The organism is Umezawaea sp. (genome assembly GCF_036375055.1).
Lineage (GTDB): Bacteria > Actinomycetota > Actinomycetes > Mycobacteriales > Pseudonocardiaceae > Umezawaea.
This window is the reverse complement of record NZ_DASUSQ010000038.1, coordinates 77,849-93,271: the sequence shown is the minus strand read 5'-3', so window position 1 is coordinate 93,271 and position 15,423 is coordinate 77,849. Positions and strand designations below refer to the sequence as shown.

12 protein-coding genes and 1 pseudogene are annotated in these 15,423 nt (G+C 71.8%); 8 read left to right on the top strand and 5 right to left on the bottom strand.

All coding sequences use genetic code 11. The features are described 5' to 3' along the window. Nucleotides 1-6 precede the first annotated feature (6 nt). Nucleotides 7-738, top strand: coding sequence for a class I SAM-dependent methyltransferase (locus tag VFZ92_RS11775; RefSeq protein ID WP_330875893.1), 732 nt, complete (start codon nt 7-9; stop codon nt 736-738). Here the strand turns inward: VFZ92_RS11775 and VFZ92_RS11770 are convergent. Beyond that, complete coding sequence (locus VFZ92_RS11770) at nt 719-1,993, bottom strand: glutamine synthetase family protein (protein ID WP_330875892.1); 1,275 nt, start codon at nt 1,991-1,993, stop codon at nt 719-721. The two genes, VFZ92_RS11775 and VFZ92_RS11770, sit on opposite strands and share 20 nt — an antisense overlap. A gap of 26 nt (nt 1,994-2,019) precedes the next feature. On the opposite strand from VFZ92_RS11770, the gene VFZ92_RS11765 reads away from it, so the two are divergent. The 5 genes from VFZ92_RS11765 to VFZ92_RS11745 all read left to right on the top strand — a co-directional run bounded on the left by VFZ92_RS11765 (nt 2,020) and on the right by VFZ92_RS11745 (nt 7,194). Continuing rightward, nucleotides 2,020-3,123: an amidohydrolase family protein gene (locus VFZ92_RS11765; RefSeq protein ID WP_330875891.1), complete on the top strand. Its 1,104-nt coding sequence runs from the start codon at nt 2,020-2,022 to the stop codon at nt 3,121-3,123. 37 nt (nt 3,124-3,160) lie between these two features. After that, nucleotides 3,161-4,438: a DNA polymerase IV gene (locus VFZ92_RS11760; RefSeq protein WP_330875890.1), complete on the top strand. Its 1,278-nt coding sequence runs from the start codon at nt 3,161-3,163 to the stop codon at nt 4,436-4,438. An 849-nt stretch (nt 4,439-5,287) separates the two neighbouring features. After that, on the top strand, nt 5,288-5,941 hold the full coding sequence (locus VFZ92_RS11755; protein ID WP_330875889.1) for a Crp/Fnr family transcriptional regulator: 654 nt from the start codon (nt 5,288-5,290) through the stop codon (nt 5,939-5,941). An 86-nt stretch (nt 5,942-6,027) separates the two neighbouring features. Beyond that, a complete protein-coding gene (locus VFZ92_RS11750) occupies nt 6,028-6,252 on the top strand; it encodes a hypothetical protein (RefSeq protein ID WP_330875888.1) in 225 nt (74 codons plus the stop codon). 87 nt (nt 6,253-6,339) lie between these two features. Further along, nucleotides 6,340-7,194 (top strand): hypothetical protein, encoded by an 855-nt coding sequence (locus tag VFZ92_RS11745; RefSeq protein ID WP_330875887.1) that lies wholly within the window; start codon nt 6,340-6,342, stop codon nt 7,192-7,194. A 230-nt stretch (nt 7,195-7,424) separates the two neighbouring features. Here VFZ92_RS11745 and VFZ92_RS42580 read toward each other — a convergent pair. Next, nucleotides 7,425-7,553: pseudogene (locus VFZ92_RS42580) on the bottom strand (IS982 family transposase); the annotation flags it as partial. 170 nt (nt 7,554-7,723) lie between these two features. Between VFZ92_RS42580 and VFZ92_RS42460 the strand changes: the two are divergent. After that, nucleotides 7,724-8,023: a transposase gene (locus VFZ92_RS42460; protein ID WP_414719873.1), complete on the top strand. Its 300-nt coding sequence runs from the start codon at nt 7,724-7,726 to the stop codon at nt 8,021-8,023. Nucleotides 8,024-9,313: 1,290 nt separating this feature from the next. Next, nucleotides 9,314-9,703 (top strand): DUF3040 domain-containing protein, encoded by a 390-nt coding sequence (locus VFZ92_RS11735; protein WP_330875886.1) that lies wholly within the window; start codon nt 9,314-9,316, stop codon nt 9,701-9,703. A gap of 291 nt (nt 9,704-9,994) precedes the next feature. On the opposite strand, the gene VFZ92_RS11730 is transcribed toward VFZ92_RS11735, so the two are convergent. The 3 genes from VFZ92_RS11730 to VFZ92_RS11720 all read right to left on the bottom strand — a co-directional run bounded on the left by VFZ92_RS11730 (nt 9,995) and on the right by VFZ92_RS11720 (nt 14,982). Beyond that, the gene (locus VFZ92_RS11730) at nt 9,995-12,391 is read right to left on the bottom strand and encodes a DUF3488 and transglutaminase-like domain-containing protein (protein ID WP_330875885.1); all 2,397 of its coding nucleotides are present in this window, start codon (nt 12,389-12,391) and stop codon (nt 9,995-9,997) included. 217 nt (nt 12,392-12,608) lie between these two features. Next, nucleotides 12,609-13,874 carry a DUF58 domain-containing protein gene (locus tag VFZ92_RS11725; protein WP_330875884.1) on the bottom strand — a complete coding sequence of 422 codons (1,266 nt, stop codon included), beginning with the start codon at nt 13,872-13,874 and terminating at the stop codon, nt 12,609-12,611. A 1-nt stretch (nt 13,875) separates the two neighbouring features. Beyond that, nucleotides 13,876-14,982, bottom strand: coding sequence for an AAA family ATPase (locus VFZ92_RS11720; protein WP_414719869.1), 1,107 nt, complete (start codon nt 14,980-14,982; stop codon nt 13,876-13,878). Between the last annotated feature and the right edge of the window lie 441 nt (nt 14,983-15,423).

Below are 15,423 nucleotides of genomic sequence, written 5' to 3'. Positions count from 1 at the left end.
GGAGGCATGGGGGATCCCCGCCGGTTCTACGACGACCTGGCCGCCACCTACCACCTGGTCTTCGGCGACTGGGACGCGAGCGTCGCACGGCAGGCCGCGGCGCTCGCCCCGCTGCTCGCGCCGGGCTCACGGGTGCTGGACTGCGCCTGCGGCATCGGCACGCAAGCGCTTGGCCTCGCCGCGCTCGGCTACCCCGTGACCGGCTCGGACCTCAGCCCGGCCGCGGTGGCGCGCGCCGCGCGGGAAGCCGCGTCGCGGTCGCTCGCGCTGCCGGTCGTCGCGGCGGACATGCGGGCGCTCCCGTTCGCCTCCGGGAGCTTCGACGTCGTGCTGGCGGCCGACAACGCCGTGCCGCACCTGCTGACCCCGGCCGACGTCGCGGCGGCGGCACGGGAGATGCGGCGGGTGCTCCGGCCCGGCGGCGGGCTGGTGCTGTCCACCCGCGACTACGACACCCTCCGCCGCGACCGGCCGCAGGCCACGCCACCGCGGCGCAACGCGGACGGAACCGTCACGTTCCAGCTGTGGACCTGGAACGCGGAGGGCACCCACTACGACCTGGAGCTCTTCCAGGTCGAACCGCGCGGCGACGGGTGGACCACCGCGGTACGGCGGGCGACCTGCTGGGCGATCACCCGCGCGGAACTCGGCAGGCTGCTGGTCGAGGCGGGCTTCACCGACGTGCGCTGGCCGGACACGGACTTCTTCCAGCCCGTGCTCAGTGCTGCCAGCGGGTGACGGCCACCACCTCCTCCGGCGTCGAGTCCGCGAACAGTGCGACCTCGCCGCGCCGCACGTCCACGACCGTCGCCACCAGTTCCCGCCCCAGCGCCCCGGCGAGCACCCCGTCGGCCTCCAGCGCGTCCGCGGCCTCCTCCAGCGACGACGGCAGCCTCGGCACGCCGTCCAGCCCGGCCGGGTCGACGTCGAGCGGGTCGGGCAGCTCCCCGCCGCCCGCCAGCCCGGCGGACAGCGTCGCGGCGATCACCAGGTACGGGTTCGCCGACAGGTCGAACGACTTGACCTCCAGGTTGGCGTTCCCTCCCGCGACCAGCCGCAACGCCGTCTCGCGGTTCTCCAGGCCCCACGCGGCGAACGGCGCGGCCCAGTGCGAGGGGACGAGCCGCAGGTAGCTCGCGACGGACGGCGACCCGATGGCCGTGAGCGCGGGCAGGTGCTCCAGGACGCCCGCGGTGAACCGCTCCGCCTCGGGGGACAGGCCGAACCGGCCCACCCCGCCGGTGAACAGGTTCCGGCCGTCGCGCCACAGGCTCAGGTGCAGGTGGCCGCCGTTGCCGACCCCGTTCACGGCCACCTTCGGCGAGAACGACGCCCGCATCCCGTGCCGCAGCGTCACGGCCCGGATCGTCTCGCGCACGAGCACCGCCGTGTCGGCCGCCGCGACCGGGTCCGACGGCGCCGTGGACACCTCGAACTGGCCCGCCGCGTACTCGGGGTGGAACTGCACGACCCGCACGTCCTGCGCGAGCAGCGCCCGGAGCAGCTCGGCGCAGTAGTCGGACAGCTCGACCTGGCGGGCGTGGCCGTAGGCGGGGCCGGACGTCGCGGGCACGAAGTCGTCCGTGCCGCCCTTCCCCACGGCCCACTCGACCTCGAAGCCCGCCTTCGCGGCGAACCCGGCGTCGGCCAGCCGCTCGACCGCCGCCCTCGCCGCCAGGCGCTGGTCGAGCGCGTAGGGCCTCCCGTCCTGGTGGTGGCGGTCGGCGGGCGCCCACGCCCAGCCCGGCTGCGCGGCGAGCGCGGTCAACCGGCCCAGGTCGGGGTGCAGCCGCAGGTCACCCACCGGGCCGCCGACGAACCGGCCCTCGATGATCGTGTCCTGGAGCAGGAAGACGTCGAACACCGGCGAAGCGCCGACCGCCCCGCCCAGTTCCCTCAGCGGGACCGACTTGACCCTGGTGACGCCGCTGTTGTCGACCCAGGTCAGCGCCACGGCTACGACGCCCAGTTCTTCGAGGTGCGCGGTGTCCATGCCCTCCATGCTGCTACAACGGGAGGATGCTGCCGTTCGTAGCGGACCTCAGGCTGGTCGACCACCACTGCCACGGCGTGCTGCGCGCGGACGTGGACCGCGCGGGCTTCGAGGAGCTGCTGACCGAGGCCGACCGGGTGAGCCCGCTGGGCACCAGCCTGTTCGACTCCTCGATCGGGCTGGCGGTGCGCCGCTGGTGCGCGCCGGTCCTGGACCTGGAGCCGCACGCCCCCGCCGACGAGTACGTGGCCCGGCGGAGGTCGCTCGGCGCGGCGGAGGTCACCAGGGCGTTCCTGACGGCCGCCGACGTCGGGACCTACCTGGTCGACGGCGGCCTGTCGCCGGAGCCGCTGCTGGACCACCGCGAGCTGGCGGCCGTCACCGGCGCGTCGTCGTTCGAGGTCGTCCGGCTGGAGCGGCTGGCCGAGGAGGTCGTCTCGGCGGGGAGCACGGCCACCGGGTTCGCCGACGCCGTGCGGGCCCGGCTCGACGCCACCACCGCCGTGGGCGCGAAGTCCATCGCCGCCTACCGCGTCGGCCTGGCCCTGCGACCCGAGCGGCCCACCGCCCGCGAGGTGGCCGACGCGGCGGGCCGGTGGCTCGCCCGCGGCGGCCGGTGCGCCGACGAGGTGCTGTCCCGCTTCCTGGTGTGGGAGGCGCTCGACCGGCGGCTGCCCGTCCAGTTCCACGTGGGCTACGGCGACTCGGACGCCGACCTGCACCGCTGCGACCCGCTGCTGCTGACCGACCTCCTGCGCGCCACCGCGGGGCTCGGCGTTCCCGTGGTGCTGCTGCACAACTACCCGTTCCACCGCAACGCCGGCTACCTCGCGCAGGTGTTCCCGCACGTCTTCGTCGACCTCGGTCTCGCCACGCACAACGTCGGCCACCAGGCGAGCAGGCTGCTGGCCGAGGCGCTGGAGGTCGTGCCGTTCGGGAAGTTCCTGTTCTCCACCGACGCCTACGGCCTCGCCGAGCTGTACCACCTCGGCGCGCTGCTGTTCCGGCGCGCGCTGTCGGACTTCCTGGCCGCCGCGATGGCGTCCGGAGACCTGCTGGAGGCTGACGCGGTGCGGATCGCCCACCTGATCGGGTACGAGAACGCGCACCGGGCCTACCGCTTGGACTAGAGTGTCGAACGGGCGTTCGAACAACGGGGGGTTGGCTGTGGGGCGGAGCGCGAACCTGCCGCGCGGCTTGGTCGACCGCTTCATCGCGCGCGACGGCCGGTGGCCGGACGACACCGGCTGTCCGATGCTGCACGTCGACATGGACGCGTTCTACGCCGCCGTGGAGATCCGCGAGCGTCCCGAGCTGCGCCACAAGCCCGTGATCGTCGGCGGGGTCGGCAACCGCGGCGTCGTGTCGTCGGCGAACTACATCGCCCGCGAGTTCGGCGTCCGGTCGGCCATGCCGACGGCCCACGCCAGGCGCCTGGCGCCGCACGCCGTGTTCCTCCCGCCGAGCTTCGGGCTCTACCAGGAGACCTCGCGGGGGGTGATGGCGATCTTCCGCGACATCTCGCCGCTGGTGGAGCCGTTGAGCCTGGACGAGGCGTTCATCGACGTCAGCGGGGCCCTGCGGCGGATGAACGCCACGTCCGGTGCCATCGCCGCGTTGATCAGGGCGCAGGTGCAGGAGGCGTACGGCATCACGTGCTCGGTGGGGGTGGCGCCCACCAAGTTCCTGGCCAAGCTGGCGTCCGGCATGTGCAAGCCGGACGGCTTCATGGTCGTGCCCAAGGCTTCCGTGCTCGACTTCCTGCACCCGCTGCCGGTGTCCGCGCTGTGGGGCGTCGGCAAGAAGACGGCCGAACAGCTGGACCGCGTCGGCCTGGAGTCCGTCGGCGCCATCGCCGCCACTCCGCTGCCGAGGCTGCGGAAGCTGCTCGGCGTCGCGCTCGCCGAACACCTCCACGCTCTCGCGCAGGGGCACGACGACCGAGCGGTCGTGCCCGAGTCGAAGGAGAAGTCGATCGGGGCGGAGGAGACGTTCGAGGTCGACCACTTCGACCGCGCGTTGCTCAAGCGTGAGCTTCTCCGATTGGCGGAACGGTCGGCCGGCCAATTGCGGGCCAAGGGTTTGCGCAGTCGGACCGTGTCCATCAAGGTGCGTTTCTCGGACTTCTCCACGATTACCCGGTCGCGCACGCTGCCGGTGGCCACTGATTTGACGCACGAGGTCTACGCGACCAGTTCCGCGCTGCTGGATGATCACGTGCCCGACGGGGCGGTGCGGTTGATCGGTGTGCGGTTGGAGCAGTTGGTGGAGGGGGACAGCGGGGAGCAGTTGATGTTCGATGCTCCCGAGCGCGGGTGGCGGGAAGCTGAACAGGCTGCTGACCAGGCTCGTTCGAAGTTCGGGTTGGGCGCGGTCGGGCCTGCTTCACTGCTGGGCGCGCAGCCTCGACGGTCGGGGGTGACGAAGCCCAAGCCGGACGAGTGACGGGGTTCCGGTAATTCCCGTTGCCCCAGACGGCACACTCACCCACGAAATCAGTTGTCAGCTTGCGTGGTCCCACACAATCTCATTCCACCAATCCCGCCCTCATCACCCAACCGAACTCCGCCCCGACTGAACCCAACCCAGCCGAATCCCAATCCAACAGAGTGCTGCCCAGCCAGCCGGCCCGCTTCGCCCTGCCTTTCCCAGCTGGCCGCTTCGCCTTGCCCTGCCAGCCGGCCCGCTTCGCCCTGCCTTTCCCAGTCGCCCGCTTTGCCTTGCCTTGCCCTGCGCTGCCAGCTGGCCCGCTTTGCCCTGCCGTGCCCAGCCGCCCGCTTTGTCCTGCCTGCCCACCCGGCCGCTTCCCTCCCCTGCCAGTCAGTCCGCTTTGCGCTGGCCTGTCTTCGCCCGGCTGTGCCGCCCCGCCCTGCCCCGACACAGCCCCGCGCCGGCACAGCACAGCCCGGCACAGCCCTGCCCGACTCCTTCCGACCCGGCTCCGTCCGGCCACAGCCCTGGCTTGTGACCTCCTCCACCCTTCTCCTCGACAACGCCACCCGACCCACCACCCGACAGCGCCACCCATCACCCGACAGCGCAACCCATCACCCGACCCACCACCCGACAACAGCGCAACCCGCCACCCGACTCGCCACCTGCCACCCGACCCGCTACCCGGCAGTGCTGCTCGACCCACCACCCGACAGCGCCGTCCCTTCTCCGCCCTCCCATCGAAGACGTTGATCGTTTCCTCCGCCGTTCGGTGGTAGCGAGGCTGGAGGCGGACCGCTGATCGGGTACCGACCTGCCGATTTGTTCCCACTACTGGGGATGCTGTTGCACGCTGGCGGGATGGAATCCGAGGTGGCGCGGTTCTGGGGGCTGCTCGACCCCGTTGGGCATGCCCTGCTCGACGCGGCCGGGAGCGTGCGCGAGTACGAGCCCGGCGCGATCGTTTGTCATGAAGGTGAGCCGTCGCAACACGTGTTGATCGTTCGGCGTGGACTCATGCGGGTCACGGCTGTCTCGCACGGCGGTCACGAGAAGGTGCTGGCGATTCGTGGACCCGGTGACATCGTTGGGGAGCGGTCCGCCGTGGACGGGCTGCCGCGGTCCGCCAGTGTTCGGGCGCTCGGTGAGGCCTCGGCGTTGGTGATCGCGCCCGCGCGGTTCTCCGACCTGTGCCGCAAGCAGCCGCACATCGCCTGGGCCGTGCTGGTCGTCGTGGTGTCTCGGCAGCGCGACGCGGACCGGCAGCGCGTCCAGTTCAGCGGCACCTCCACCCAGCGCGTGGCCGCCGTGCTCCTCGACGTCGTGCTGCACCGGGGTGTCGGCTCGGCGGGCGCGGTCGCGTTGAGCCAGGAGGAACTGGCGAGCGCCGCGGGCACGTCGCGCGAATCCCTCGTGCGCGTGCTGCGCCTGATGCGCGAGCAGGGCATCGTGCGGACGGGCAGGCGGCGCATCGACATCCTCGCGCCCGACCGCCTCTACGAATTGGTCGGCTGATCCCGCGTTCTGCGGCATCTGACGCGGAAGACCCGCGAGAACGGGCCTACAACTGTGGGGACACCGAATCCAGGGGGTTTCCCGACATGACCAGGCAGCAGATCGAACGACTCGGCACGACCATCGTCTTCACCGTCCTCCAGGTGGGCGCGGTCGTCGTGCTGCTCCTCCAACTCGACGTCTCGGGCTTCGTCGCCGGGGCCGCCGCGCTCGTGATGGCGGGCGGGCTGGTCGCCGTGCACGACGCGTGGCGCGAGGTCCGCGACACCTCGAAGGACCTAGCCGAGGAACGCGAACTCGTCAACTCGTGACCCTCGACTTGTCCACAGCCAGGAGACTTGTCCACAGTTCGGCCGGACCCAGTAGACCGAGGGGTGGGTCCGGCCGAAAGTGGACCCATGCACCCCACCAACCGCACCCTGATCGACCTGGACGCGCTGGCCTGCCTGTTCCGCCACGGCGTGGCCACCGTGACCGAACTGCTCCACCTGGGCCTGTCCTCGGCCCTCCTGCACCTGCGGTGCAGCCACGGCGGCCCGTGGCAGAACCTGCTGCCCGGCATCCTGCTCCTCAGCGGTTCACCGCCGACCCGAGCGCAGCGCGTCCAGGCCGCCCTCCGCTACGCGGGTCCGAACACCCTCCTCACCGGCTTGGACGCCCTCCACCTGCACGGCATCCGCACCGTTCCCGCCACGGGCCCGGTGCACGTCCTGATTCCCCACCGCCGCCAGGTGGAGGCTCCACCGCAGCTCCGCGTGACCCGCACCCGTGACATGCCGAATCCCGTGCTGCGCAACGACTTCCTCACCGTCCCGCCGGCAAGGGCGGCGCTGGACGCGGCTCTGCACCTCGCCCCGCCCGCCCAACGGGCCGTGCTCGCGGAAACCATCCGAGCGGGCACCGACCCGACCGAACTCCACCCGAGAGGCAGCCCGGCCCTCAAGGCCGCACTCTCCGACCTGCCGCCAGGCCCGACGGAGGCCATCGCCATGGCCGGTCTGCCGACTCCGAGGTGGCACATCTCCCTGCGAACCCCGGACGACCGCCCACTGGGCACAGCGGACGCGTGGTGGAACACCCTGGGCCTGGCCTGGCAGTTCCGCACACCGCCCAGACCGGACCACTTGGCGGCGGCAGGAATCGTGGTGCTCCGCACGACTCCGAACCAGCCACCGGCCTCCACAGCCGCCCAACTGCGCCGTGCGGCAGCACACGCCACCACCCGCCCCCGCCCCGACGTCATCCTCGGCTGAGCGGCCGGACGCGGCTGGAGCCACCAACGGCCCTGACGCTGCGCCTCGCGCCGCTCCGGTCGTCCAGTCAGGGTGGACTGGTGGCTTGGTCGGACTGATCGCTTTCGGCGGTGGCCAGATCAATCCGTCCCACTGGCCGCCCACCTCACCCCACTGACCAACCCGGCGACCGAACCAGCCAGACCACCGCACCGCGCCCCTCCGGCAGCCGGACGGCCCTGGACGAGTAATCGCAGCCAGCGGGCCTCGGACGTGAACCCGAGCAGTGCTTGGGCCACGGCGAGGGTGATCAGTTCCGCGTCGGTGAGCTCTGCCGGTCTGCCGATGCGGCTCCTGCCCGACAGGCGGCCGTCACGCACTGATCTTGAACACCCTTCGTCCGTCTCGGGCTACCGCCTCGACTTGCGCCTTGCTCGGCTAGCCCAAGCCACAAGCGCCAGCGCCTGTCCTCAAAGGGGGTGTGGCTGATCTGCTTTGATCCTGGATCGTCATCCGCGAGCAAGAGCCGATCGACGAGCAGTGGTAGACGATCGAGCCGCTGCCGCCCGTCTCGGGCGCGCAACACCGTCCGCTGGCGGACGACCGTCGGGTGATCAACGGGATGCTGTTCAAGGCCACGACAGGTACCGCCTGGCGGGACCTGCCGCAACGGCACCCTCACCACGCTGGTCGGGAAGGTGCGGGTGGTCGCCGAGGCGATCGGCGAACTCGACCGCGAGGTGCCGGTGCAGTCCGGCATCGTGCGGGCGCGCCAACACGCCGCACGGGCACGAACGCGTCCCCCGCAGAGGGCGGACGGCTCGTGCGGCGGGCCCAGCCAGCCAGGTGATCATGGCATCGGCCGCTCCCGCGGCGGACCCACCACCAGGAGCCACCTCACGTTCGACGGCCCGGCCGCCCAGCGACCAAGTCCGCACGCGTCCTCGCGGACAAGGACTACTCGACCAAGACCATCCGCGCCCACCCGCACACATGGCATCCCGGCCTCGATCCCGCAACGCCGTGACCAGCACGCCGACCACAAGCACCAAAGCCGGACAGACGGACACCCACCGACCTTCAACCGCACCGCCTGCACACGACGCACCGCGGTCGACCGCCGCTTCAACCGGCTCACGCAGTTCCGCGCCAACGCCACCCGCTTCGACAAGACCGCCGTGTCCCACCGAGGCATGACCGACCTGGCCACCCTGCTCATCTGGCTCCGAGGACAGACCCGCCGCCTTCACCTTCGGCCGCCGACGCCTCCACGTGACAACCGCCAGTGACAACTACCAACCCCCGGCAGCCGCCCCCTCCGCAACCACCAACGCAAGGCGCTTGTCGATGACGCCGAGGACACCGTGCCTCGACCCGCCGACCCGCCGACCCGCCGACCCGCCGACCCGCAGGCCCGCCGGCCCGCCGGCCCGTCGAGCCACGCCCCGGCAACTCATCGGCCCGGTCGATCTATCGGTCCGCCAACCCACCAGGCAACGCCGCGCTGGCTCGTCCGAATACCGGTCCGCCGGTCCAGCCACCACCCGCTCCGCCGAAGCCGACCCGGATCCACACAGCAGGCCACCGGACCCCGATGCCCGAACCCAAGGTCTGCCGGCCCCCACCGCGGCCTGCCCGCCCGACCCCACCGAGCCTCACCACGACAGGAGGCCTTCACAGTCCGATCCCACCGACACCTCAAAACACCCGCGGGTGATCTCCGTGACCCGCGCTGAGCCGTCGCACACCTGTGTCACCCGGCGCTCAGAGCAAGAGCGTGATCATGGGTGGTCAAATTTCCGCTGAGGTCGACGTCGTTACGCCATCGGAGTGACCTCTGGGCTCAAGATCAGTAGCCGAACCCGTTCGATGGTTTTCGTCGCGTGGAAAGGGCTGCACCTGCAGTAATGCGGTTACGCGCGGTTCCGGTACGGGTCCGAACCGTCACCTCACGGTGGTCTGACCATTGACCCGTGAGGATGATGGTGACAGAACCAACCGCTTGGGAGCCCAGACTGGGTAGTCGGCGGGCTCTGCGGATCGTATCCTGGGGGATGACGCCCCCAGGGGGGGCGTCCGCCGGGACCGGCGGCAACCGTGAACACCCGGCGCCCGCGACCGCTGTGCCGGAGGAGGAGCCATGCCACTCTCCGAGCACGAGCAGCGACTGCTCGACCAGATCGAGCGCGCGCTCTACGCCGAGGACCCGAAGTTCGCATCCACTGTGCGTGGCGCCAAGCTGCGCAAACCGTCTCGACGGCGTCGTATCCAGGGCATCGCTTTGTTCGCCGTGGGTGTGGCGTTGCTCGTCACGGGTGTGATGTTGCCGAAGCTCGCTGGTATCCCGGTGGTGAGCGTGGTCGGCTTCCTGTTGATGTTCTTCGGCGTGCTGGTCACCCTGACGACCCTTCGTCGCGGTGATCAGGTTTCCGAGGAGGCAGAGCAGGAAGGCAGCCGGCCCAGCCGCAGCCGCAGCTCGTTCTCACAAAAGATGGAAGAACGTTTCCGTCGCCGCTTCGAGGACGAGTAGAACTCCGAACCGAAGATCCGCACCGCGCGCCCGCCCCGCCGAGGGGCGGGCCGCGGTGTCTTCGCGTGCGTTCGACCGGTCCGACGTCGCCCGGATCGCCGACGACCGGGAACCACGCGTGAACCGGAGACCGCCGGTCGTGCGGTGCGTCCGTGGAGGCCCCGGCGGATGGGGATCTGAAGGCGAGAAGGCTGCCGGCGGGTCGGCTCGTCGCGCCACCGGACCGCGCCCCACGCGGTCGGGACGTGGAGCGCGGGTGTCGGGCAGATCCAGCCGACACCCGCGCTCGGTTCAGTCCTCGGGTTCGTCCGGCACGGTCGGCTGGAGCACCGACCGGGGCAGGACCCTGGCCCGCAGGGCCAGGGGGGCGTTGCGGGAGAGGCTGCGGCGCACGTCGTCCACCGCCTGCGGCAGTTGCGGGTCGGCGTCCGCTCGGCCGCTGTACCAGGACCGCTCGACGGCACCCACGACGGAGCGCAGGCCGTCGCGGCCCTGTTCGTCGAGGTTGTGCGCGCGGGCCATGCGGCGGGCCGCCACGCGGACCGTCTCGGTCGGCGGGATGCGGGTGCCGCGGTCCACGGACTCCGCGATCAGTTCCTCCCACGCGGCGTTCGCGGCCTGAGCGCCCAGGCCCGCGATGGACTGGAGGCGGTTGTGGCGGCGGAGCGCGCGGATCGCGGCCGGGGACGCCGCCACCGCCAGCAGGAGCAGCGGTACCGCGAGCCACCAGGAGAACAGGGCGATCAGGAGCGCGACCGTGAGGGCCCAGGAGGCGGCGGCCGCCGCCGCCACGGCCGGACGGGCCCAGGGCAGGCGGTGGAACGACGCCAGGGCGCCCACCGAGGGCATGAGGAACAGCAGCGCGGTCAGGAGAGCGGCCAGGCCGCCGGTCACGGCCAGCGTGATCCAGTGCCAGCCCGGAGTCGTCTCGACCGGGGTGGCGCCCGCCAGGTCCTGCGCGTCGACGACCGGCGCGGCGGAGCTGGTGGTCGGGACCGCGCTGGAGGAGGCTGCCGCGGACTGGTCGCCCTCGTCGGGGGCCTGCGCCTGGCCGTCGTCGCCGGTGCCGCCGATGTAGGACGGGATGACGCCGCGGCCGTCGGTGAGCGGCGTGGGGTCGAAGACCATCCAGCCGTGGCCCGCGAAGTAGATCTCCACCCACGCGTGCGCGTCGAGGCTGGTGATGGTCTTGTAGTCGTCGGTCGGGTAGCCGCCGGTGAAGCCGATGGCCACCCTGGCGGGCAGGCCGATCGAGCGGGCCATCACGGCCATCGCGGCCGAGTACTGCTGGCAGAAGCCGGTCTTGCTGTTGATCACGAAGTCGACCAGCGCGTCCGCGTTGGAGTCGCCCTCGGTCTTCGTCGAGTACTTGAAGCCCTGCGTGCCGTCGGTGAAGTACCGGTACAGCGCCGTGGCCTTGTCGAACTTGGTGCTCTCGTTCTGGGTGACGGTCCTGGCCAGCGCCGTGATCGACTGGTCGATGCCGTTGATCTGGAAGTACACCGGGTCGACGCCCTCGGCGCTGCCGTTGGCCCGCCGCAGCTCGTCGGCCGACGGGTTCTCCAGCACGGTCTCCAGCGTGTACGGGCCGACCTTGTGCTTCTTGAGGCTGTAGATCATGCCGCGGGCGTTGTCGAAGCGCCACGTGTCGTCGGTGTTCTCGATCTTGCGGGGCTTGCCGTAGACGGGCAGCCACACGTCGTTCCAGCCGACCGGGTCGATCTGGACCTTGGTGGTCTTGCCGTCACCGGGGTCGCCGGGCTGCGGGGGCAGGTCGCCCCGCGCAGGGCTGCCCTCGGACAGCGCGCCGCCGACGGACCACTCGCCGCTGCCGGGGTCGTACTGCTGGAGCGTCATGGCCCGCAGGTAGGCCGAGTCCGGGAGGCCGCGGACGTGGAACATCTCCCTGGTCTCACCCTGGCTGAGCATGCCGCGCAGCTCGGTCAGCGGTTTGAGCCCGAGCCCGTCGGCGCCGCCGCCCGCCGCGGTGCCCGTGCCGGGCAGCCTGCCCACGGTGCCGATCAGCGTGAAGGTGGCGCCCGCGAACAGCGCGATCACCACGGCCATGCCCGCCACGGCGGTGGCGGCGCCGCCGGAGCTGCTGCCCCCGGTGCCGCTCATCCGTCCTCGCCACGCCTCGTGCCGGTGTTGGCCGTCGACCACCAGCAGCAGCGCGAACGAGGCCGCGCCCAGCACGAACGTCCACAGCGGCAGCATCTCGTCGGCCAGCGACGCGGGCACCGCGAACACGCACAGCAGCACCAGACCGGAGGCCGCGGGGGCCGCCGCGCCGACGGCGAGGGTGTCCACGAGGACCGCGACGAGACCCATCGCGAGCATGATCAGGCAGCGCATCGCGGGGCTCTCCGCGACCGGCGGCACGCCCGTCTGCACCTCGCTGATCGAGTTGCCGAGCACCGACCACAGATCGCCAAGCGACTCGGGACCGGGCAGCACGACCAGGAAACCGGTCCTGGTGAACAGCGTGACGAGCAGGCAGAGCAGCGCGAGGATCTGGCCGATGCCCACCAGCGGGGCGGGCAGCCGGACCGCGCGCAGCAGCAGGCCGGTGCCGCTGACCACGGCGACCGCGATCAGCACGTAGAAGATCCACAGCCCGCCGGTGACGACACCGGACAGCGCCGTCGCCGAGCACACCACCGCGAGCGCGGCGACTGCGGGCGTCACCGACCCCGACCAGTCCCCCCCGGCGGCCGGGGGGCGGCCGGGAGGTGCCGCCGCGGGCGGTCTCTGCTGAAAAGCTCCGGGCATCAGCCAACCTCCGTGGGCACCACGGGACTGCCGTGGTGAAGCTCGTGCCGGACCCGGCTCACGCGGCTCGACGGGTGGGTGGTCGAGGTGCGCGGCGTTCGGTCGGTGGTCGGGGACGGGGCTGGTCGCGGCATCAGCCGACCTCCGTGCGCACCACGGGGCCCCGGTTGCCCGCGCTGTGGCACAGCTCCTGCCAGACCTGGTTCATCGGGCTGGAGGGCTTGGCGATCGACACGCCCCACCCCGCGATGTGCAGCAGGCGCTGGGCCTCGGTCACGTCGGGCGACGGGTCCTCGGTCGAGCCCGCCCACTCGCCGACGTCGAGCAGCACGGCGAGGCTGCGCATGCCGCGCGGCCGGTAGCGGACGAGCCCGTCCACGACGGCCGGGGTGCACGCGCCGAGCACGGCGATGACCTCCTGGCCCGCGCCGGGGTCGAGGCCTGCCGCCAACTCCTTGCGGTGCGAGGGTTGCAGGGCGGCCAGCGAGTCGAGCACCACGGCGTCGCTGTGGCCGCCGTCGCCCGAGCCGCCCGCGAGGACGCGGCCGTCCTCGGCGACGAGCTTCACCTGGTGGCCGAAGCGGTGCAGGTGCAGGCAGATGCTGGCGGTCATGGAGACGGCCCACTCCAGGCTCGCGCTCGGACCGCTGCCGCGGTGCGCGGTCAGCCGGTGGTCGAGCAGCACGGTCGTGCCGCCGCGCCACGGGCGTTCCTCCACGCGGACCATGAGCTGGTCGCGGCGGGCCGTCGAGCGCCAGTGCACCTTGCGCAGGTCGTCGCCGTGCCGGTACTCGCGGACGATCGCGTCGTCCTCGCCCTGGCCGCTGCGCAGCCGGATCGAGCCGTCGTCGCCCGCGCCCATGCCGGAGCCGCTGGGCAGGCCGCTGAGCCCGGTGATCCGGGGCACCACGACCAGCCTGCTGCGGCCCGCGAGTTCGCGGTCGTACTCCACCAGCCCGAACGGGTCGGTGATGCGGGCCATCAGCGGGCCCACCTGCTGGATGCCGCGCATGACGGGCTTGAGGGGGTAGCGCAGCGCGGTGGCCGTGCTGCGGGGCAGCCGCTCCACCACGAACCGGGGCCTGCTGCCGAGCGCGTACGGGACGTTGTCCTCCAGGAGCAGGCCGCCGGTGGGCAGCCTGCCGGTGCTCCGCAGCTCGACGCGCACCTCGGTCGCGGAGCCGACCGGCACCCGGCTGGGGTGCAGGAAGCGGGACGCGTGCAGCCCGACCCTGGCTCGGGTGGCCAGCCACGCCGCCAGCAGCGGCAGGGCGACCACGAAGGCCGCCACCCTGAGCAGGTCGCGCTCGTTGAGGACGAGCGCGCACAGCCCGGCGGCGAACCCCGCGGCGAGCAGGCAGCGGCCGCGGGTCGTCAGGCCGGAGAGGGCTCCGCGCATCTCAGCGGTTCGTCCCTGCGTTCTTGGGGAACTGGCCGTTCGGCGACGCCGTCGCCTGCGGCACGGGCACCCGCTGGATCAGCGAGCGGACCAGGTCGGCGGGGGAGCGGCGGGCGGCCTGCGCCTCGGCGGTGAGCACCAGCCGGTGCGCCAGCACGGGGACCGCGACGGCGTGGATGTCGTCCGGGACGACGAAGTCGCGGCCCGCCAGCGCGGCCTGCGCGCGAGCGGCGCGGACCAGGTGCAGCGTGGACCGCGGGGACGCGCCGAGCCGCAGCTCGGGCAGCCTGCGGGTGGCCGAGACGAGTTCCACGGCGTACCGGCGGATCTCCTGCGACAGGTGCACCCGGCGGACCGTCTGCACCAGTTTCAGGATCTGCGCGGCGTCCGACACCGGCCGCAGCTCGTCCATCGGGTTGGTGCCCGCGTGCTCGTCGACCATCGCCAGCTCGGCGGCCGGGTCCGGGTAGCCGATGGAGACGCGTGCGGTGAACCGGTCCCGCTGGGCCTCGGGCAGCGCGTACGTGCCCTCCATCTCGATCGGGTTCTGGGTCGCGATCACCATGAACGGCGCACCGAGCGGGTAGGTCTTCCCGTCGACGGTGACCTGGTGCTCCTCCATGCACTCCAGCAGCGCGGACTGCGTCTTGGGGGAGGCGCGGTTGATCTCGTCGCCGACCACGATGTTCGCGAACACCGGGCCTGGCCGGAACTCGAACTCGTTGCCCTGCCGGTTGTAGATCGACGACCCGGTGATGTCGCTGGGCAGCAGGTCGGGGGTGAACTGGATGCGGCTCACCGTGCAGTCGATCGACCGGGCCAGCGCCTTCGCCAGCGACGTCTTGCCGACGCCGGGCACGTCCTCCACCAGCAGGTGACCCTCGGCGAGCAGGGCGACCAGCGAGATCCGGACCACGTCGGGTTTGCCGACGAGGACCTTCTCCACGTTGGCGGCGATCCGCTGGACCGCGGTGTGCAGCTCTCCGAGCACGTCGTCAGGTCGCGTCTGCGGTGCGTGGGCAGCACTGTTCACCGTGGGGTTGACGGCCTGCGCGCCCTGTCCGAACGCGTGGTCCGGGAGTGCTGCTGGCTGGGTACTCGGGGTCACTCGACCTCCTGGAGCGGGGCTCGCCCGCGACCGGTGCACGGAAGCGGTGAGCGTTTCACGCAGTGTGTCAAACCAGGGCGAAGTGCCCTACCCCCGATTCGACAGGATCCTGACGGTAGTGAGGACGTGCGGGGTTGCACAGCGGTTCATTTTCCCCCATCCCCACGATTCCCCACCACGGGCGTCCGCGAACCCGTTTTCGCCGATTTCACTGGTCCATCCGGGTGGCAAAACGGCCCTGGAAGCTCACTCGGGGAGGTGGGTGTCGCTCGCTTCCCCCACCTGGCTCCACGCCGCTCGCAAGCCTTCTACCTGCGGTTATATCAAACGGCACCCGATGGAAACACCCGTTTCAGCGTTGACTGTGGTGAAAAGTGGGGTACTGTGGCGCCCGGTGGGGCTGACGGGGGCTCCACTGCCGCTCGGAGTCCGGTCGGCAGG

Excerpts from the sequence above, each read along its gene's own strand:
- VFZ92_RS11745 (WP_330875887.1), top strand. The coding sequence starts at position 6,340 with ATGCACCCCACCAACCGCACCCTGATCGACCTGGACGCGCTGGCCTGC.
- VFZ92_RS11755 (WP_330875889.1), top strand. The coding sequence starts at position 5,288 with ATGGAATCCGAGGTGGCGCGGTTCTGGGGGCTGCTCGACCCCGTTGGG.
- VFZ92_RS11770 (WP_330875892.1), bottom strand. The coding sequence starts at position 1,993 with ATGGACACCGCGCACCTCGAAGAACTGGGCGTCGTAGCCGTGGCGCTG.
- VFZ92_RS11750 (WP_330875888.1), top strand. The coding sequence starts at position 6,028 with ATGACCAGGCAGCAGATCGAACGACTCGGCACGACCATCGTCTTCACC.
- VFZ92_RS11735 (WP_330875886.1), top strand. The coding sequence starts at position 9,314 with ATGCCACTCTCCGAGCACGAGCAGCGACTGCTCGACCAGATCGAGCGC.
- VFZ92_RS11725 (WP_330875884.1), bottom strand. The coding sequence starts at position 13,874 with ATGCGCGGAGCCCTCTCCGGCCTGACGACCCGCGGCCGCTGCCTGCTC.
- VFZ92_RS11765 (WP_330875891.1), top strand. The coding sequence starts at position 2,020 with ATGCTGCCGTTCGTAGCGGACCTCAGGCTGGTCGACCACCACTGCCAC.
- VFZ92_RS11775 (WP_330875893.1), top strand. The coding sequence starts at position 7 with ATGGGGGATCCCCGCCGGTTCTACGACGACCTGGCCGCCACCTACCAC.